This window comes from Rhizobium sp. L51/94 (genome assembly GCF_019355555.1).
In the GTDB taxonomy this organism is placed as follows: Bacteria; Pseudomonadota; Alphaproteobacteria; order Rhizobiales; family Rhizobiaceae; genus Rhizobium; species Rhizobium rhododendri.
Window position 1 is genome coordinate 2,482,873 of the sequence record NZ_CP072141.1, and the last position, 17,485, is coordinate 2,500,357.

At 60.5% G+C, this 17,485-nt stretch carries 18 protein-coding genes and 1 tRNA gene; 12 read left to right on the top strand and 7 right to left on the bottom strand.

Going from position 1 to position 17,485, the window contains the following annotated elements; all coding sequences use genetic code 11:
* Window positions 1–222: 222 nt before the first annotated feature.
* From J5274_RS12255 to hflX, 4 genes are all read left to right on the top strand, one after another.
* Window positions 223–2,496: a PAS domain-containing sensor histidine kinase gene (locus J5274_RS12255; protein ID WP_142822584.1), complete on the top strand. Its 2,274-nt coding sequence runs from the start codon at window positions 223–225 to the stop codon at window positions 2,494–2,496.
* On the top strand, window positions 2,486–3,850 hold the full coding sequence (locus J5274_RS12260) for a sigma-54 dependent transcriptional regulator (RefSeq protein ID WP_111215576.1): 1,365 nt from the start codon (window positions 2,486–2,488) through the stop codon (window positions 3,848–3,850). The genes J5274_RS12255 and J5274_RS12260 overlap by 11 nt, the downstream gene beginning before the upstream one ends.
* Window positions 3,851–4,127: 277 nt before the next feature.
* A complete protein-coding gene (gene hfq, locus J5274_RS12265; RefSeq protein WP_003539403.1) occupies window positions 4,128–4,370 on the top strand; it encodes an RNA chaperone Hfq in 243 nt (80 codons plus the stop codon).
* A gap of 16 nt (window positions 4,371–4,386) precedes the next feature.
* A complete protein-coding gene (gene hflX, locus J5274_RS12270; RefSeq protein ID WP_142823581.1) occupies window positions 4,387–5,787 on the top strand; it encodes a GTPase HflX in 1,401 nt (466 codons plus the stop codon).
* Between the two features lie 18 nt (window positions 5,788–5,805).
* On the opposite strand, the gene mazG is transcribed toward hflX, so the two are convergent.
* Window positions 5,806–6,639 (bottom strand): nucleoside triphosphate pyrophosphohydrolase, encoded by an 834-nt coding sequence (gene mazG / locus J5274_RS12275; protein WP_142822586.1) that lies wholly within the window; start codon window positions 6,637–6,639, stop codon window positions 5,806–5,808.
* A 26-nt stretch (window positions 6,640–6,665) separates the two neighbouring features.
* Window positions 6,666–7,250 (bottom strand): deaminase, encoded by a 585-nt coding sequence (locus J5274_RS12280; RefSeq protein WP_142822587.1) that lies wholly within the window; start codon window positions 7,248–7,250, stop codon window positions 6,666–6,668.
* A gap of 255 nt (window positions 7,251–7,505) precedes the next feature.
* Between J5274_RS12280 and cysG the strand changes: the two genes are divergently transcribed.
* The 5 genes from cysG (at window position 7,506) to J5274_RS12305 (ending at window position 12,447) form a co-directional block, all read left to right on the top strand.
* On the top strand, window positions 7,506–8,942 hold the full coding sequence (gene cysG / locus J5274_RS12285; protein WP_142822589.1) for a siroheme synthase CysG: 1,437 nt from the start codon (window positions 7,506–7,508) through the stop codon (window positions 8,940–8,942).
* Between the two features lies 1 nt (window position 8,943).
* Window positions 8,944–9,258 carry a DUF2849 domain-containing protein gene (locus J5274_RS12290; RefSeq protein ID WP_142822590.1) on the top strand — a complete coding sequence of 105 codons (315 nt, stop codon included), beginning with the start codon at window positions 8,944–8,946 and terminating at the stop codon, window positions 9,256–9,258.
* Window positions 9,259–9,266: 8 nt separating this feature from the next.
* Window positions 9,267–10,937 carry a nitrite/sulfite reductase gene (locus tag J5274_RS12295; protein ID WP_142822592.1) on the top strand — a complete coding sequence of 557 codons (1,671 nt, stop codon included), beginning with the start codon at window positions 9,267–9,269 and terminating at the stop codon, window positions 10,935–10,937.
* A 9-nt stretch (window positions 10,938–10,946) separates the two neighbouring features.
* Entirely contained in the window at window positions 10,947–11,459 is a 513-nt protein-coding gene (locus tag J5274_RS12300) for a DUF934 domain-containing protein (RefSeq protein ID WP_142822594.1), read from the top strand.
* Window positions 11,460–11,634: 175 nt separating this feature from the next.
* Window positions 11,635–12,447, top strand: a complete 813-nt coding sequence (locus J5274_RS12305; protein WP_142822596.1) for a ferredoxin--NADP reductase — start codon at window positions 11,635–11,637, stop codon at window positions 12,445–12,447.
* A gap of 83 nt (window positions 12,448–12,530) precedes the next feature.
* Here J5274_RS12305 and J5274_RS12310 read toward each other — a convergent pair whose 3' ends face one another.
* The 4 genes from J5274_RS12310 to J5274_RS12325 form a co-directional block, all read right to left on the bottom strand.
* Window positions 12,531–12,737 (bottom strand): hypothetical protein, encoded by a 207-nt coding sequence (locus J5274_RS12310; RefSeq protein WP_142822598.1) that lies wholly within the window; start codon window positions 12,735–12,737, stop codon window positions 12,531–12,533.
* A 32-nt stretch (window positions 12,738–12,769) separates the two neighbouring features.
* Window positions 12,770–13,024, bottom strand: coding sequence for a GlsB/YeaQ/YmgE family stress response membrane protein (locus J5274_RS12315; protein WP_111215590.1), 255 nt, complete (start codon window positions 13,022–13,024; stop codon window positions 12,770–12,772).
* Window positions 13,025–13,038: 14 nt separating this feature from the next.
* On the bottom strand, window positions 13,039–13,248 hold the full coding sequence (locus tag J5274_RS12320; RefSeq protein WP_142822600.1) for a hypothetical protein: 210 nt from the start codon (window positions 13,246–13,248) through the stop codon (window positions 13,039–13,041).
* 38 nt (window positions 13,249–13,286) lie between these two features.
* Window positions 13,287–13,362: transfer RNA gene (locus J5274_RS12325), tRNA-Lys, on the bottom strand.
* A 196-nt stretch (window positions 13,363–13,558) separates the two neighbouring features.
* On the opposite strand from J5274_RS12325, the gene J5274_RS12330 reads away from it, so the two are divergent.
* Both J5274_RS12330 and J5274_RS12335 read left to right on the top strand, forming a co-directional pair.
* Window positions 13,559–14,311 carry a cytochrome c biogenesis CcdA family protein gene (locus tag J5274_RS12330; protein ID WP_142822601.1) on the top strand — a complete coding sequence of 251 codons (753 nt, stop codon included), beginning with the start codon at window positions 13,559–13,561 and terminating at the stop codon, window positions 14,309–14,311.
* A 45-nt stretch (window positions 14,312–14,356) separates the two neighbouring features.
* Complete coding sequence (locus J5274_RS12335; RefSeq protein WP_142822603.1) at window positions 14,357–15,319, top strand: AEC family transporter; 963 nt, start codon at window positions 14,357–14,359, stop codon at window positions 15,317–15,319.
* Here J5274_RS12335 and J5274_RS12340 read toward each other — a convergent pair.
* A complete protein-coding gene (locus tag J5274_RS12340) occupies window positions 15,287–16,498 on the bottom strand; it encodes a UbiH/UbiF family hydroxylase (protein ID WP_142828851.1) in 1,212 nt (403 codons plus the stop codon). The two genes, J5274_RS12335 and J5274_RS12340, sit on opposite strands and share 33 nt — an antisense overlap.
* Window positions 16,499–16,700: 202 nt before the next feature.
* Between J5274_RS12340 and pcsA the strand changes: the two genes are divergently transcribed.
* Complete coding sequence (gene pcsA / locus J5274_RS12345; protein ID WP_111215597.1) at window positions 16,701–17,426, top strand: phosphatidylcholine synthase; 726 nt, start codon at window positions 16,701–16,703, stop codon at window positions 17,424–17,426.
* Window positions 17,427–17,485 lie beyond the last annotated feature (59 nt).

The window sequence follows — 17,485 nt, forward strand, 5'->3', positions numbered from 1 at the left end:
ACGCAGCCGGTGGAGGAATTTCCGAGGCGGTCTTGCGACAATCGCAATGTATCGAAGCTGTCTGAAGGTTGATGCACTCACAGTGTGCCGACTCCTGGCCAACTCGACGTTGTGACGGGTAGGTTACCCTCCTGGTCGCAGATTGCCGAATGCTGTGTCCTGCAAACCCGGTTTATCCAGTGGGCCAAGCGCTTCCGAGCGCCGGTGCCGGGAGACGAATGTATGAACGAGGACGCTGTAGCGCCGTCTGTCAGCGGCCAGGCGATCGTCAAGGTCACCGACCGCCGTGCGAGCTTTGCCTTGCCCGGCCTGATACTGGCAGGCGGAGCCTTGCTCTGCGCCGGCGTGACGCTTTTCATATTGCTCGGCCTGACACCCGTTCCGCCCACCTCCCATGTCGTCGTCGCCTCCGTTATCGTCAATTCGCTGTTCGTCGCGGCGCTGATCATCCTGATCGGTCGCGAAGTCTTCCGGCTTTTCAAGGCGCGTAGCCGTGGTCGTGCCGCAGCCCGCCTGCATATCCGCATCGTCGTGCTGTTCTCCATCGTCGCCATAACGCCAGCCATCCTCGTGGCGATATTTGCCAGCTTGACGCTGAATGTCGGCCTTGATCGTTGGTTCGCGTTACGAACCCAGCAGATCATCCGCTCGTCGCAGAACGTTGCGCAGGCTTATCTCATGGAAAATGCGAGCTACCTGCAGGGGCAGACCGCGTCGATGGGCAACGACCTCGAGCGCAACCACACGCTCTACAGCCTGGACAGGACGGGCTTTGCGGACCTGATGACCCGTCAGGCCAAAGGGCGCGGTCTCCTGGGCGCCTTCCTGGTTCGCGGCGACGGTTCGGCCATCGTCCAGGCTGACATCAAGACGGAGCGGCCGCTGCCGGCCATTCCCAAGGATGCGCTGGAAGCCTCAGCCGGCGGACAGCCGACACTCATTCCCCCGGGCGTGACCAACCTCGTCGGTGCCATCATCAAGCTCGACGAAATTCCCGGCGCTTTCCTGTACACCGTTCGGGCCGTCGATCCGCGCGTGATGAATGCCATGCGCATGGTCGAGGAAAACACCGCCGAGTACAAGGGTATGGAAGAGGGGCGCATGTCCCTCCAGATCGCCTTTGCAGTTCTCTATATCGGCTTTGCCCTGATCGTCCTGCTGGCGGCAATCTGGACCGCCATCGCTGTCGCCGACCGGATCGTCCGGCCGATCCGGCTGTTGATCAGTGCGGCCGACAACGTCGCCTCCGGCAACATGAATGTGCTGGTGCCGGTGCGTGCGGCCGATGGCGACGTCGGCAGCCTGTCGCGGACGTTCAACAAGATGATTTCCGAGATCCGCACCCAGCGTGACGAGATCCTTGAGGCCAAGGACGAGGTCGACGACCGTCGCCGCTTTATCGAGGCCGTATTGTCGGGCGTTACCGCAGCCGTCATCGGCGTCGAGCACGATCGCCGCATCACTATCGTCAACCTTTCCGCAGAAGTGCTGCTGACGCTTTCGAGCAACGAACTGCTGGGCAAGAGCCTTGCCGAGATTGCCCCCGAGGTCGATCAGGTCGTGACGGAAGCGACCGCTCGCCATCGCAATGACTTCCGCAAGCAGATCAGCCTGGTGCGCGGTGGAACCGTCCGCACGTTAAGCGTCCAGGTGACGCGCGAAGAAACGCGCGACATGAAGGAGTCCTATGTCATCACGCTCGATGACATCACCGACCTCGTCATCGCCCAGCGATCGACGGCTTGGGCGGATGTCGCTCGCCGCATTGCCCACGAGATCAAGAACCCGCTGACGCCGATCCAGCTTTCCGCCGAGCGTATCCGCAGGCGCTACGGCAAGCAGATCGACGAGAACGACCGCGCAGTGTTCGACCAGTGCACAGATACGATCATTCGCCAGGTCGGCGACATCGGACGTATGGTCGACGAATTCTCCTCCTTCGCCCGCATGCCAAAGCCTACCATGGAGCCCACGGACCTGCGCAGCATCATCCGCGATGCTGCCTTCCTGCGGGAGATGGGTAACAACCATGTCAAGTTCAAACGCGAACTCGGCAGCGAACCGCTCGTCGGCATGTTCGATACCCGCATGCTCGGACAGGCGTTCGGCAATATCATCAAGAATGCCGTCGAGGCGATCGATGCGGTTGGTGCCGGGGAGGAACGGGGCGAGCCGACCATCCTCGTCCGGGCGTCGCTTGATCGGGAGCGCGACCGCTTCACCGTCGATGTCATCGATAACGGTCGCGGCCTGCCGGTGGAAAACCGCCACAGCATCCTTGAGCCCTATATGACGATGCGGGAAAAGGGCACGGGCCTCGGCCTGGCAATCGTCAAGAAGATTATAGAAGACCATGGCGGGCAGCTCGAACTGCACGATGCTCCCGCCGAATTCGACCAGGGAAGGGGAGCCATGATCCGCGTGCATCTGCCACGCCGCGAACTGGCGACCATCGCTCCCGAGGCAAACGACAAGGAAGCAGCTTATGGCATCTGATATTCTGGTGGTGGACGACGAGGAAGACATTCGCGAGATTGTCTCCGGTATTCTCTCCGACGAGGGCCACGAGACCCGCACGGCGCATGACAGCGACAGTGCGCTCGCGACCATCGCCGAGCGCGTGCCGCGCCTGATATTTCTCGATATCTGGATGCAGGGCAGCAAGCTCGACGGGCTGGCGCTGCTGGACGAGATCAAGATACGTCACCCGGATTTGCCGGTGGTGATGATTTCGGGTCATGGCAACGTCGAGACAGCCGTTTCCGCCATCAAGCGCGGTGCCTTCGATTTTATCGAGAAGCCCTTCAAGGCCGACCGTCTTATCCTGATCGCCGAGCGGGCGCTCGAAAACTCCAAGCTCAAGAAGGAAGTGGTCGACCTGAAGCGGCGCACAGGCGACACGATCGAGCTGATCGGTACTTCGGTCGCGGTGTCGCAGTTGCGCCAGACCATCGACAAGGTGGCGCCGACCAACAGCCGCGTCATGATCTTCGGCCCGTCCGGCTCCGGCAAGGAGCTGGTGGCGCGCATGGTGCACAAGAAGTCGACCCGCGCCAACGGCCCGTTCGTCGCCCTCAACGCGGCCAATATCACGCCGGACCGCATGGAAGTGGCGCTGTTCGGCACAGAGGGATCTCCGGGGCAGGCACGCAAGATCGGCGCCCTCGAGGAAGCCCATCGCGGGATGCTCTATCTGGACGAAGTCGGCGAAATGCCGCGCGAGACGCAGAACAAGATCCTGCGGGTGCTGGTGGACCAGCAGTTCGAGCGCGTCGGCGGCTCCAAGCGCGTCAAGGTCGACGTCCGTATCATCTCGTCGACGGCTTACAATCTCGAAAGCAGGATCGCTGAAAACCTCTTCCGCGAGGATCTCTATCACCGGCTGGCCGTGGTGCCTGTCCGCGTCCCGGCGCTTGCCGAGCGTCGCGAGGACATTCCGTTCCTGGTAGACCAGCTGATGCGGCAGATCTCCGAGCAGGCCGGTATCCGCCAGCGCCGCATCGGCGACGACGCCATGGCGGTGCTGCAGGCTCATGACTGGCCAGGCAATATTCGCCAACTGCGCAACAATATCGAGCGGCTGATGATTCTCGCCCGCACCGACGGACCGGACACACCGATCACCGCCGAGATGCTGCCGACCGATCTGGGCGATATGCTGCCGAAGGTGTCGGCGCAGAACGACTATCACATCATGACGTTGCCTCTGCGCGAGGCCCGCGAAATGTTCGAACGCGATTACCTGATCGCCCAGATCAACCGTTTCGGCGGCAACATCTCGCGGACTGCCGAGTTCGTCGGCATGGAGCGATCGGCGCTGCATCGCAAGCTGAAGTCGCTGGGCGTGTGAGTCGCCGGGCCGGCGGACGATAGCCGGCTGGGCCACATGCTTCGAGGGAAGGATGTGATTTTATCGGTCTCCGGCGGGATATATAAGCAATTGCCAGCGGTTAGGGAGGTGACATTTGCCGAAATTCCGGCATAGCCTTTTCGACATTGCGGAAAAGACTGCGATTTGATACCAAGATTTGCTGGAGGAGAGGCGAGGGTATCTCCTGCCGCATCCCATAGTCTATGATGATATTGCACCGGCTGAAATGGTCGGCAAGAAAGAAAGAAGCGGCGCCATGGCGGAACGTTCTCAGAATTTGCAGGACTTATTTCTCAATACGGTTCGCAAACAAAAGATTTCACTGACGATTTTTTTGATTAACGGTGTAAAACTCACGGGCGTTGTTACGTCCTTCGACAATTTCTGCGTCCTGTTGCGTCGTGACGGCCATTCTCAGCTTGTCTACAAGCACGCTATCTCTACGATCATGCCAGGCCAGCCCATGCAAATGTTCGAAAGCGAAGAAGCCGCTTCCTGACTGCATCCCCGATAGGATTTCTGACATCACAACACGCGATACCAAAAATGACAGCATCATCCCGGAAGCTGAAAAGCACAGGGATGACATGCGGGCCGTCGTCATCGTTCCTGTTCTGAAACAGGCGCGCGGCAGGGCTTCCAAACCCGACGGCACCGTTACCACGACACGCACGCCGGAAAGCCGGCTGGAGGAAGGCAGGGGTCTGGCCCATGCCATCGACCTCGAAGTCATGTATGGCGCCATTGTCCCCGTCAACGAACCCCGTCCCGGGACGTTGCTCGGCAGCGGCAAGATCGAGGAGATCGGCGCGCTACTCGACGAGTTCAATGCGGGCCTGGTCATCGTCGACCATCCGCTGACGCCCGTGCAGCAGCGCAATCTCGAGAAGGAATGGGGCGCCAAGGTCATCGACCGGACGGGCCTGATCCTGGAAATCTTCGGCCGCCGCGCCTCCACCAAGGAAGGTACGCTGCAGGTCGATCTTGCCCATCTCAATTACCAGAAGGGCCGCCTGGTCCGCAGCTGGACCCACCTTGAACGCCAGCGCGGCGGCGCGGGCTTCATGGGCGGCCCCGGCGAAACCCAGATCGAGGCCGACCGTCGTCAGCTGCAGGACCGGATCATCAAGCTCGAGAAAGAACTCGAGCAGGTGGTGCGGACGCGCCAGCTGCATCGTGCCAAGCGTCGGAAGGTGCCGCATCCGATCGTGGCTCTGGTCGGCTATACCAATGCCGGCAAGTCGACGCTGTTCAACCGCATCACCGGCGCCGGCGTGCTGGCCGAGGACATGCTGTTTGCGACGCTCGACCCGACGCTGCGCCGCATGAAGCTGCCGCAGGGCCGCACCGTCATCATGTCCGACACCGTCGGCTTCATCTCAGACCTGCCCACCCATCTCGTGGCAGCCTTCCGCGCCACGCTGGAAGAGGTGCTCGAGGCAGACCTGATCCTGCACGTGCGCGACATGGCGGATGAGGACAATGCTGCCCAGAGCGTCGACGTAATGCGCATCCTGGCCGACCTCGGTATCGACGAGGCCGAGGGCGAAAAGCGCATCATCGAGGTCTGGAACAAGATCGACCGGCTCGAGCCCGAAGCCCATGACGCGATGATGCAGAAGGCCTCGACGGCGAAAAACGTCATCGCCGTGTCGGCGATCACCGGCGAGGGCGTCGAGACGCTGATGGACGAGATCAGCGGCCGGCTCTCGGGCGTGCTGGTCGAGGCAACGATCACGCTGCCGCTCGACAAGCTGGCCCTTTTGCCCTGGCTGTACAGCCACGGCATCGTCGACGGCCGCGAGGATCATGAGGACGGTACGGTGTCTCTCGACGTCCGCCTTTCGGAAGCCGAAACCGCCGAGCTGGAACGGCGCATGGGCAACGGTCAGAAGGCGCAAAACGCCGACTGGTGAACTATTCGGGACGGCAGCTCAAGTCAGCTGCCGCTCGATTGCCTTCGCGGCTTCCCAGAGTTCTTCCATTCTCTCCAGGGTCGCTGCTTCCAGCGTTTCGCCTTCTGCCTGAAGCGTGCGCTCGATATGGCCGAAGCGGCGGCGGAATTTCGCGTTTGTGCCGCGCAGCGCCTGCTCCGGATCGGCATCGACATGCCGACCGACATTGACGACGGCAAAGATGAGATCGCCCAGCTCGTCGCGGACCTTGGCCTGATCGCCCTCTTTCAGCGCCTCTCGCAATTCAGCAATTTCCTCCTCGATCTTGTCGAGGATAGGTTCTGCCGTGGACCAGTCGAAGCCGACCTTGGCGGAGCGCTCCTGCAGCTTGAGGGCTTCCGTCAGTGCCGGAAAGCTGCGCTGCACCGAACCGAGATAGCCGGCGTCCGGATCGGCCTTCGATCCGCGCTTGGCGCGCCGTTCTGCCCGGAGCCGCTTTTCCTCAGTCTTAATCTGATCCCACTGCAGCTTTACGGCGCCGGGCGTGGACGCGTCGGACACGGCAAAGACATGCGGATGGCGCCGCACCATCTTGGCCGTGATGGCTTCGACCACGTCGCCGAACGAAAACTCACCGGCTTCTTCCGCCATGCGGGCGTGAAACACCACTTGCAGCAGGAGGTCGCCGAGCTCGTCGCAGAGATCGTCCATGTCGTTGCGCTCGATTGCGTCCGACACTTCGTAGGCCTCTTCGATGGTATAGGGCTTGATGCTTTCGAACGTCTGGACGATATCCCAGGGGCAGCCAGTTTGCGGATCGCGCAGTGCTGCCATGATCTCGATCAGGCGCGAAATGTCCTTGGAAGCTTCCATCACGATGTCTCGGTCACTTTCGGTCGTCAGTTGAGGGGAATGGCGTTGTCGTCTTTCGTCGCCTGATAGCTGTCCGAAAGTTGATCGTAGACGGCTTTGATCCGCGCTGTCTGTGCCTCGAGCGCCGCCTTGGCTGGCTCCGCTTCGATGGCGACGAGGTCGGCGATGGCGAAGGATTTCCAGAAGGCGTTCTGTTTGCGGTAACCGCCGGGCTCGAGACCGAAAACTTCGCTCAGGATTTTTAGGTCGTGGGGAATGGCGAAGGCATCGCGCGAATCCTCGTGGCTGAAGAAATAGTAGAAATTGTCGAACCCCGCCCAGGTGATTGCCGACATGCACATGCTGCAGGGTTCGTGAGTCGACAGGAAGATCAGCTCCTTGGTATCGGGCGTTTCGCCCATCTCGTAGAACCGCTTTAGCGTGTGCACCTCGCCGTGCCAGAGCGGGTTTTCCATCTCGTTGTTGGTGGCGGCAACGACGAGCGATAGGTCAGACTTGCGCAGGATGGCCGCGCCAAAGACCTTGTTGCCGTCGGCAACGCCTTTTTCCGTCAGGGGAAGGATGCTCTGCTCGATGACATCGAGGAGACGGGCGACGATATTTGATGGCACGCGGGGGATCTCCTTGGACGAGGTTTCCTGACCTTAGCCGCACAAAACCCCCGGATGAAAGCGAAAATGGCGAATGGACATTCTTTGTCACAGAGAATAAAAATCGCCGATCTGGTCAGGGTGGCCGGTGAGTTTTACTCCAAGGCGGTGCTTGTCTGGTAAAAGAATACGCAGGGCTTCCGCTATTGGAATTTCTGTTTCTTCAATTTCCCGCTGACAAGAGCCATATTCGGGCACTCTCGAAGTGGATTGATAATGCTTTCCTGGAATGAGCAGCTTTCAGTGTTTCCGGCTTTCATGCGCGTGGAAGGACGGATTGCAGCCGTATTCGGCAACGGTGACGAGGCTTTCGCCAAGGCGAGGCTTCTATCGAACACCCGTGCCAAGATCGTCGCCTATGCCGACGATCCGGCAGATGACTACGCCGCCTTTCTCGAATCGAACGGCATCGAAACCCATCGGAAGCCCTTTTCGCCAGAATTGATGGAGGGGGCCGTGCTCGTCTTTGCGGCCACCGGCGACGGCGCGCTCGACAGGCACATCGCGGAAGCTGCGCGCGCGGCCCGAATTGTGGTCAACGCCGTCGATCAGCCGGATCAATGCGACTTCTATACGCCGGCCATCGTCAATCGCGCTCCGCTTGCCGTTGCTATAGGCACGGAAGGTGCGGGTCCGGTGCTGGCGCAGATGGTCCGTGCCCAGGTCGATCAATTGCTCTCTCCATCTCTCGGCCGGCTTGCGCAACTGGCGATCAGCTATCGCAAGGCTGTGGAGGAACGCATACCGAAGGGTGTGGCACGCCGCATCTTCTGGCGGCGCTTCTTTTCAGGCGGCGTCGCCGATGCCATGGTCACCGGCGATGTCACGCAGGCACAGCATGTTGCAGACGGGCTGCTCGCACAATCCGGGCGTGCAGAGGGGCACGTCTGGCTGGTTGGCGCAGGACCCGGTGCCGAAGACCTGCTGACGCTGCGAGCCCAGCGGGTGATGATGGAAGCCGACGTGCTGGTCTATGACGCACTTGTTCCGCAGGCCATCGTCGACATGGGCCGCCGCGATGCCGAGCGCCTGTCGGTGGGCAAGCGCAAGGGCTGCCATTCGAAGTCGCAAGCCGAAATCAACGACCTGCTGGTACAGCTCGGCCGCGATGGCAAGCGGGTCGTGCGCCTGAAATCGGGCGATCCGCTGATCTACGGGCGTGCTGCCGAGGAAATGGCCGCACTTCGGGCAGCTGGCATATCCTATGAAATTGTTCCCGGCATTACCTCTGCGCTCGCTGCGGCCGCGGATTTCCAGCTGCCGCTGACATTGCGCGGCGTCGCCTCGTCGCTGGTTTTCACGACAGGCCACGACCTTACCGGCGACGCCTTGCCGGATTGGGCAAGCCTGGCGATATCGGGCGCCACTATCGCCGTCTACATGGGACGTACCGTGGCCGCCTCGGTCGCCGGCCGGCTGATGGAAGCCGGACTTCCGGCGGAGACGACGGTCGCCGTCATTGAGAACGCCAGCCGTGCCGATCGCCGCCTGTTGCACGGCACGCTGAAGGATCTTCCGGATCTGGAGTTCCGCGACGAACTCACCGGTCCGGTCATGGTCATCATCGGCGAAGCCGTGGCGGGCGCCAATTTCGATCACTCCGAGCCGCTGGTGCACCAGCAGTCCGTGGCTCAAGAACGTGCAAGGAACTGAGATGGCAGACAAGGTCCTGACCGCTAACCGCCTGACGGACGGCATTTCCGTCTGGCTTGACGCCAACGGCCAGTGGGCCACGTCTTTGCAGGAAGCGCTTGTCGCGCGCCATGCCGAGGCTGTGGCTGCCCTCGAGGCGATTGGCAAACAGTCCTATGCGGATAACAAGGTCGTTGACGTCAATCTCATCGACGTTCAAGAAACGGACGGTGTCCTGTGGCCGTTGCGTCTTCGCGAGCGCATCCGCGCCGAGGGCCCGACCATGGAATACGCACCGGGCTATCCGGTCGCCGATCCCAAATTCATTGATGCCTGAGGAAGACGATGTATCGCTACGACGAATTTGACCATGCCTTTGTCGCCGAACGCGTCGCCCAGTTTCGCGATCAGGTCGAGCGCCGGCTCTCCGGCGAACTGTCCGAGGATGCCTTCAAGCCGCTGCGCCTGATGAACGGCGTATATCTGCAGCTCCACGCGTACATGCTGCGCATCGCCATTCCCTACGGCACGCTTAGCTCCAAGCAGATGCGTATGCTGGCGCATGTGGCGCGCACCTATGACCGCGGTTACGGCCACTTCACCACGCGCCAGAACCTGCAGTTCAACTGGCCGAAGCTTTCCGACATGCCGGCGGTTCTCGACGACCTGTCGAAGGTCGAGATGCATGCCATCCAGACATCTGGCAACTGTATTCGCAACGTCACCGCAGACCATTTTGCCGGCGCCGCGGCCGACGAAGTTGCCGATCCGCGCCCCTATGCCGAAATCCTGCGCCAGTGGTCGTCCGTTCATCCGGAATTCTCGCTGCTGCCGCGCAAGTTCAAGATTGCCGTCACCGGCGCCGAGCGCGACCGTGCCGCCATCCAGGTGCACGACATCGGCCTGCACCTGAAGAAGAACGACAAGGGTGAGATCGGTTTTGCCGTCTATGTCGGCGGTGGCCAGGGTCGCACGCCGATGATCGCCAAGCTGATCCGCGAATTCCTGCCGGAAGAGGATCTGCTGTCCTACACGACGGCTATCATGCGCGTGTACAATCTGCACGGCCGCCGCGACAACAAGTATAAGGCGCGCATCAAGATCCTGGTGCACGAGACCGGTGCCGAGGAGCTCGCCCGCCAGGTGGAGGTCGAGTTCGCGCAGCTGAAGGACACGGAACTGAGATTGCCGGAGGCCGACGTCCAGGCAATAACATCCTATTTCGCACTGCCTGACATGCCGGAGCGTCCCGAAGGCTGGGAAAGCCTGGCGCGTTGGAAGAAGGCCGATCCGGATTTTGCCCGCTGGGTCCAGCAAAACGTCCAGCCGCACAAGAACCCCGACTATGGCATGGTGACGATCTCCCTGAAGCCGATCGGCGGCATACCGGGCGATGCGACCGATGCGCAGATGGAAATCGTCGCCGACATCGCCGAGGAATTCGCCTTCGACGAGATCCGCGTCAGCCATGAGCAGAACCTCATTCTGCCGCACGTGGCACTGGCGGATCTGGAATCGGTCTATCGCCGACTGCAGGGCACCGGTCTCGAAACGGCCAATGCCGGGTTGATCACCGATATTATTGCCTGTCCCGGGCTGGACTACTGCGCGCTGGCCAATGCCCGTTCGATCCCGCTGGCGCAGGAAATCTCCACGCGCTTCGGCTCGTTCAAGCGTCAGGCGGAAATCGGTGAATTGAAGATCAAGATTTCCGGTTGCATCAACGCCTGCGGCCATCATCATGTCGGTCACATCGGCCTGCTCGGCGTCGAGAAGAAGGGCGCGGAGCTTTACCAGATCACGCTCGGCGGCTCCGGCGACGAAAACACATCCATCGGAGAAATCATCGGTCGCGGTTTCGATCCGGACAAGGTGACCGATGCCATCGAGACGCTGGTCAATACCTATCTCGGTCTGAGGCTGGATCCGTCCGAGATTTTCCTCGCCGCCTACAGGCGTGTCGGGCCGCAGCCCTTCAAGGAAGCGCTCTACGGCTCGGCAGCGGAAGCGGCATAGGGGATGGCCATGACACGTATCTGGAGAGAGACCGGTTTTGTCGACAACGATCCTTGGGTCGCCGAAACCGAAGAAGTCCAAGCAACGGAAAGCCAGACCCGGCTGCTCGACATCGACACGTTGGTGGCACGCGCCGAGGAAAGCAATGACGTCGGTCTCGGCGTGCTGTTGAAGCCTGCCGACGACGTCCTGCGGCTGGAGCCCTATCTCGATCGTCTTGCCATCGTCGCCGTATCGTTTCCGGCTTTCAACGATGGTCGTGGGTTCAGCCAGGCCTCGCTGCTTCGCCAGAGGCTCGGCTACGCCGGCGAGGTTCGCGCCATGGGAGACGTGCTGATCGACCAGGTGCCGCTGATGCTGCGCTGCGGTTTCGACAGCTTTTCCGTGACCAATGCGACGGCCTTGAAGCGCCTTTCGGAAAATAGGCTGCCCGGGATCCAGTACCACTACCAGCCGACGGCCCAGCCGGCAGAGGCAGGGCAGGGTTACAGCTGGCGCCGGATCTCGCCGAAGACGGCCTGATACTGGTTGCGCTTGACCGCATCGCGGTGTCCTGCAGGCTTGAAACTTGACTAGTAGGTGCATATTTCCGCTCCTCGCTGCATTGCGGAACGGCATGCCTTCAAATTGCGGGCATTGTGGAATATCAGCCTGCGATCGATAGAAGTCGCACACGCATTATGGGATCTGAAATCGCATGAACGCCCCCACGACGACAGATGAGTTTGCATCGACCGTACCCGCCGGCGTTTTCGCCGAGACGGTTTTGAGTGTCACCCACTATACCGATCGCCTTTTCCGCTTCACTATGACGAGACCGCAAGGTTTCCGCTTTCGCTCGGGCGAGTTCGCGATGATCGGTCTGATGGTCGACGGCAAGCCGATTTACCGCGCCTATTCGATCGCCAGCCCGGCCTGGGCCGACGAACTCGAATTCTTCTCCATCAAGGTACCGGACGGTCCCCTGACGTCGCACCTGCAGGGCATCAAGCCTGGCGATCAGGTGCTCATGCGCAAGAAGCCCACGGGTACGCTGGTGCTTGATGCGCTCACCCCCGGAAAACGCCTCTATATGTTTTCCACCGGTACCGGCATCGCGCCGTTCGCCAGCCTTATCCGCGACCCAGAGACCTACGAGAAGTTCGACGAAGTCATCCTGACGCACACCTGCCGCGAAATCTCCGAGCTGAAATATGGATTCGATCTCGTCCACGAGATCCAGCACGACGAGTTGCTGAGCGAGATCGTCGGGTCGAAGCTTCGCCACTATGCGACTGTTACACGCGAGGATTTCGAGTATCGCGGCCGGATCACGGATCTCATCTCCTCCGGCAAGCTGTTCACCGATCTTGGCGTCCCGCCCATCGATCCCGCCATCGACCGCGGAATGATTTGCGGGTCTTCAGAGATGCTGAAAGAGACGAAGGAAATCCTGGAGAAGGCCGGTCTCGACGAAGGCGCCAACAACAAGCCGGGCGAGTTCGTCATCGAACGGGCATTCGTCGGGTGATCGTGGCCTAACCGCACAGCAAAAGGGCCGTGCGACGAACACACGGCCCTTTCTAGGACGCAAAACGCTATACGTTCAATCCCTTAGCGATCTACCGTCGTATCGGTTGCCGGCGGCCGTCTCTTGGCCGCCATGAGCAGGTCTAGTTCTGTCGAAGAAGGACCGAACTTGGTGAAGAGGCGCTCAGCCTCTTCTGCTTCGAGACTGTATTTCTCCGCAAACTCGCCGACGCTGTAAGGACGACCCCGGCTGACTTTGCGGTTGGTTGAAGCGATCGATATTTCCGTCATTTCGTTCTCCCCACAAAACGAAGTGCGTCAGGTTAGCGGCGAATAAGACGTCCGACGGCGATCAGGATGCAGGCGCCGATGAAGCCAGCGATCAGGTATGCAATCCAGCCGGTGCCGAGGCTGATGTGAAGTGCGCCGAGGATAAAGTTGGCGACGATAGCGCCGACGATACCGAGAATGATGTTCATGATGATGCCGGTGTTGCTTTTCATGAACATTTCGGCCAGCCAGCCTGCGAGGCCACCGATAACAATTGCTGCGATCCAACCAATTTGTGCGTCTTGCATAATATTCTCTCCGGTTAAGTAAAATCCCACGTAAAATGCACTTCACGCAGATTTGTTCCACGAGCGGCGTGAATTAAATGCGCCAATTCAACTCGGTAGCCGAAGATATTTGCTGCAGCGCAAACGCCGATGCGGTCAACGCTTTGTTTGGTAGACTTGGCAATCGATATTGAGGTGATCAATTTGGATCGGGAGATCGCTTCGTCACCTGCCTCGGCGATCAAGCGATTTGCTATGTCTCGGGAATGGAAAAATATTGAAGTGGTGGGCGGGATGGGACTCGAACCCATGACCATTCGATTAAAAGTCGAATGCTCTACCAGCTGAGCTACCCGCCCCACCGTTGGCCTTGGGTCTCTGAAACGACCCTGCCGGAAGTGCGCGGAACATAGGCAGACGTCCCGATGCGGTCAACCCGGAAAATCGTGCTTTTTCGTCGCACAAACCGGTTTTCTTCTGCCTTCCTCAAAAGGTGATTGGCTTTGGCGGAATGCCGGCGATAGGTAGGCGATCTCGCTGGATCTGGAGTGTTTCGTGTCGATTGCCGATATTTCGCTGCTCAGTGCTCTGCTGGCCGGTGCGTTGTCCTTCCTGTCGCCTTGCGTCCTGCCGCTGGTGCCGCCTTACCTCTGCTACATGGCGGGTATCTCGGTGGAGCAGTTTCGTGGCGGTAACGCAGTGGTCACGGATCGATCGCAGGTGCGCGGCGGCGTGCTGCTTTCGGCGCTGTTCTTCACGCTGGGTTTTTCCACCGTCTTCGTGGCGCTCGGTGCCGGGGCCTCGACTATCGGCCTGATGCTGCGCCAGCATCTCGATCTGCTGGCCCAGGTCGGCGGTTTCATCATCATTGTCATGGGGCTGAATTTCCTTGGCATCTTGCGGTTCGGCCTGCTGTCGCGTGAGGCGCGGTTCCAGGGAGGCGGCAAGCCTGCGACCTGGACCGGCGCCTATATCATGGGTCTGGCCTTTGCCTTCGGCTGGACGCCGTGCATCGGCCCGGTGCTGGGCGCTATCCTCGGAGTTGCCGCCTCGCGTGAAACCGTAGGTGCCGGAGCAGGGCTGTTGGCCGTCTATTCGCTGGGCCTTGCCGTGCCGTTCTGGATTGCCGCCGGATTTTCGGGCGCCTTCATGGGCTTTCTAGCCCGCTTCCGCCGTCATCTCGGCCTGGTCGAAAAGGTGATGGGGGCGTTCCTGGTGCTGACCGGGCTGGCCTTCATGTTCGGCTTCGTCAGTCAAGCCGCGATCTGGTTCCAGCAGACCTTTCCCATCCTCATGCAAATCGGGTAGCAAGGCGAACTAATATTCTCCTGCTTTTCGAATCGGAAATGCCTGATGGCTGACATTGTCGGTCTGCTTTTACCGTTTTTCGGCCTGATCCTGATCGGTGCGATCGCGGCGCGCATTACGAAGCAGCCGGCCGAGGCTCTTGGCTGGCTCAACACCTTCATCGTCTATGCTGCTCTGCCGGCGCTTTTCTTCAAATTGGTGTCGCAGACGCCGATCGAGCAATTGACGCGCCTGGGCTTCATCGGCACCGATCTGGCGGCGACCTATTCCATCTTTGTCCTGCTGCTCATCGTCGGGCGGTTCGTGCGACGAAACTCGTTGCCGGAAAGTACGATGCAGGCCTTTGCCGGGGCCTATGGCAATATCGGCTATATGGGGCCGGCCCTGGCGCTGCTGGCCTTTGGCGAGAAGGCTGCAGTGCCGGTGGCGCTGATCGTCTGCCTGGAGAATGCGCTACATTTCATCGTTGCACCGGCGCTGATGGCAATCGAGGGAAAGGACAAAAGGACGAAGGCGCGTCTTGCTTGCGACGTCGCGCGAAAGGTCCTGTTTCACCCCTTCATCCTGTCCACGGCGCTCGGGTTTGTCGCTGCCGCAACCGCTGTAGATCAGCCATTGGCGTTCCGCCGGTTCGTCGACTATCTCGCGCAGGCTGCAGCGCCTTGCGCCCTGTTTGCGATGGGTGTCACCCTTGCGTTGCGGCCACTGCGGCGTATTCCGGCAGAGATCGGCTACATCGTGCCAGCCAAGCTCATTCTTCACCCGCTTGTCGTCTACCTGGCACTGGAGGCGGTCGGCGGCATAGAGCCGATCTGGATCTATTCCGCCGTACTGCTCGCCGCGTTACCGACTGCCACGAATGTCTTCGTCATGAGCCAGCAATACGGTGTCTGGCAGGAGCGTGCGTCGGCGACCATCCTTATCAGCACGGCGGCCTCGATCGTCACGGTGTCGGCGATCCTCTATATGATCCGCTCAGGAAGCCTGCCGGCGCAGCTTTTCCATTAGGAACGTGGGGATAAAGCGCAAGCCTTTACCGGGCTCGATGCCTTCGCGCATGACGATGTTGCGCAGTGGCGTCAGCGAGGCGAGCACATGCAATCCCGCTGCTCGAAGCACTTGTACCGGCAGGAAATCCGACAGAAGAGAACGGTTGAGCAAATCGACGCTTGCTGTCCGGCTGAGGATATCGGCACGCCGCTTGCGGTCGAAGCGATCGCCTGAAAGCGGTGAAATTGCCTCCTGCGGATTGTCGCAAAGAATGTCGGTGAGCGCCATGATATCGCGCAGGCTGAGGTTGAGGCCTTGCGCGCCGATGGGCGGGAACACATGGGCTGCTTCGCCGATCAGCGCCGCGCGACCCTTGCCGAAATGCGCAGCGGTCATCCCGGAAAGTGGCCACACCTGCACGCCGTCCGCGACCGTCACCTTGCCCAGCAGCGACTGCATCCGTTCCTCGACGAGGACGCTAAGATCTTCAGGCGTCCTGGCTGCATTGCGCGCAGCCTCGTCCGGCTTCTGGACCCAGACCAGGCTCGATCGGTTGCCGGGAAGGGGCACTTGCGTGAATGGCCCGCTCTCGGTGTGGAATTCGGTAGAGACGTTACGATGGGGAAGGGAATGCTCGAAATTCAGCACCATCGCAGACTGCGGGTAGGACCAGGTCTTTACCGAGATGTCGGCAGCGTCTCTCACCATCGAACTCCGACCATCGGCGCCGACGACGAAATCGGATCGCACGGTCTCACCGGTGTCGAGCGTCACGATGACACAATCGTCGCGGATGTCGATGCCAGCGGCTGTCGCCTCTACGGACCTGATGTTGCGTTCTTCACTGACGGCCTTGGCAAGTGCGGCCAGCAGCACCGAGTTCGGCATGTTGTACCCAAATGCCTCGAGGCCGATCTCGGCTGAATGGAAAGCGACGGTGGGTGAGCGCAGGAGGCGGGTGGTGCCGTCGATGATCTGCATGGTCGTCAAGGCAGCGGTGGACGGTGCAATCTCCTGCCACACGCCCAGCCTCTCGAGAAAGCGAATCGACTGGTCCATCAAAGCCGTGGTGCGCCGATCGGTTTTCGCCGGCGCCGGCGCGACGAAGGCAACTTGCCTGCCACCGCGGCCAAGCGCAATGGCGGCAATCATGCCAGCAGGGCCACCGCCGACAATCGTGATATCCATCTGCTCCATAGGTCCCGTCCTGTTGTTTCAGGCATCAGAGGTAGTCTCTCGCACCGGCGAAATCCATGGGATGAAATGGCGCAGGCAGCGAAAATCGGCGGGCACAACGGTTATAAATTGTGCTTTTGCGCTGGCAGCGTTGAACAAAGGATGCATATTGGGCAAAACATGCCTGCCGGGACGGGCTGATAGGGTGGCGATACGGGGACGCATGAAAATCTTTAAGTACAGGCGGGTGCCTTATGCGGAGATCCGTGCGTTCTCCGTCCACATCCTGACAGCCTCCGGCTCGTTCCTGGCGTTCCTCGGCGTCGTGGCGGCGGCCGAGCATCGTTTCGTGGTGATGTTCTGGTGGCTCGGGCTGGCACTGCTGGTGGACGGGATAGACGGTCCCATCGCCAGAAAGGTGCGCGTCAAGGAGGTCCTGCCGAACTGGTCGGGCGATACGCTCGACAACATCATCGACTATGTGACCTATGTCCTGCTGCCGGCCTTTGCGCTTTACGAGAGCGGCATGATCGGCGAGCCGCTTTCCTTTGCCGCCGCCGGCATGATCGTCGTCTCGAGCGCGATCTACTACGCCGACACCGGCATGAAGACGGAAGAGTATTTCTTCTCCGGCTTCCCCGTCGTCTGGAACATGGTGGTATTCACGCTTTTCGTCATCCAGCCCGGAGCGACGACCGCCATGGTCATCGTCAGTTTCTCGGTCGTGCTGACATTCCTGCCGATCAATTTTCTTCATCCGGTGCGCGTCAAGCGGCTGCGACCGCTCAATCTCTTCGTGTTCCTGCTGTGGTCGGCGCTCGGCATCTATTCGCTGCTGAGGGACTTCGTCATGCCCCAGTGGGCCCTCGTCCTGTTCATCCTGAGCGGCATCTATCTCTATTGCATCGGTGCCGTTCTGCAGTTCTTCCCGTCACTCGGTCGCCGCTGACGGGAAGTTCATCCACAGGATGAGCTTCGAGCCATTATTTGCTGTTGTGCAAAGCAACA

Bases quoted from the DNA above. Each gene is read 5' to 3' on its own strand.
- J5274_RS12340 (WP_142828851.1), bottom strand. From the start codon at position 16,498: ATGGAGCAGATGGATATCACGATTGTCGGCGGTGGCCCTGCTGGCATG.
- J5274_RS12290 (WP_142822590.1), top strand. From the start codon at position 8,944: ATGGCAGACAAGGTCCTGACCGCTAACCGCCTGACGGACGGCATTTCC.
- J5274_RS12255 (WP_142822584.1), top strand. From the start codon at position 223: ATGAACGAGGACGCTGTAGCGCCGTCTGTCAGCGGCCAGGCGATCGTC.
- J5274_RS12305 (WP_142822596.1), top strand. From the start codon at position 11,635: ATGAACGCCCCCACGACGACAGATGAGTTTGCATCGACCGTACCCGCC.
- J5274_RS12295 (WP_142822592.1), top strand. From the start codon at position 9,267: ATGTATCGCTACGACGAATTTGACCATGCCTTTGTCGCCGAACGCGTC.
- J5274_RS12335 (WP_142822603.1), top strand. From the start codon at position 14,357: ATGGCTGACATTGTCGGTCTGCTTTTACCGTTTTTCGGCCTGATCCTG.
- hfq (WP_003539403.1), top strand. From the start codon at position 4,128: ATGGCGGAACGTTCTCAGAATTTGCAGGACTTATTTCTCAATACGGTT.
- mazG (WP_142822586.1), bottom strand. From the start codon at position 6,639: ATGGAAGCTTCCAAGGACATTTCGCGCCTGATCGAGATCATGGCAGCA.
- cysG (WP_142822589.1), top strand. From the start codon at position 7,506: ATGCTTTCCTGGAATGAGCAGCTTTCAGTGTTTCCGGCTTTCATGCGC.
- J5274_RS12260 (WP_111215576.1), top strand. From the start codon at position 2,486: ATGGCATCTGATATTCTGGTGGTGGACGACGAGGAAGACATTCGCGAG.
- J5274_RS12315 (WP_111215590.1), bottom strand. From the start codon at position 13,024: ATGCAAGACGCACAAATTGGTTGGATCGCAGCAATTGTTATCGGTGGC.
- J5274_RS12300 (WP_142822594.1), top strand. From the start codon at position 10,947: ATGACACGTATCTGGAGAGAGACCGGTTTTGTCGACAACGATCCTTGG.
- J5274_RS12310 (WP_142822598.1), bottom strand. From the start codon at position 12,737: ATGACGGAAATATCGATCGCTTCAACCAACCGCAAAGTCAGCCGGGGT.
- pcsA (WP_111215597.1), top strand. From the start codon at position 16,701: ATGAAAATCTTTAAGTACAGGCGGGTGCCTTATGCGGAGATCCGTGCG.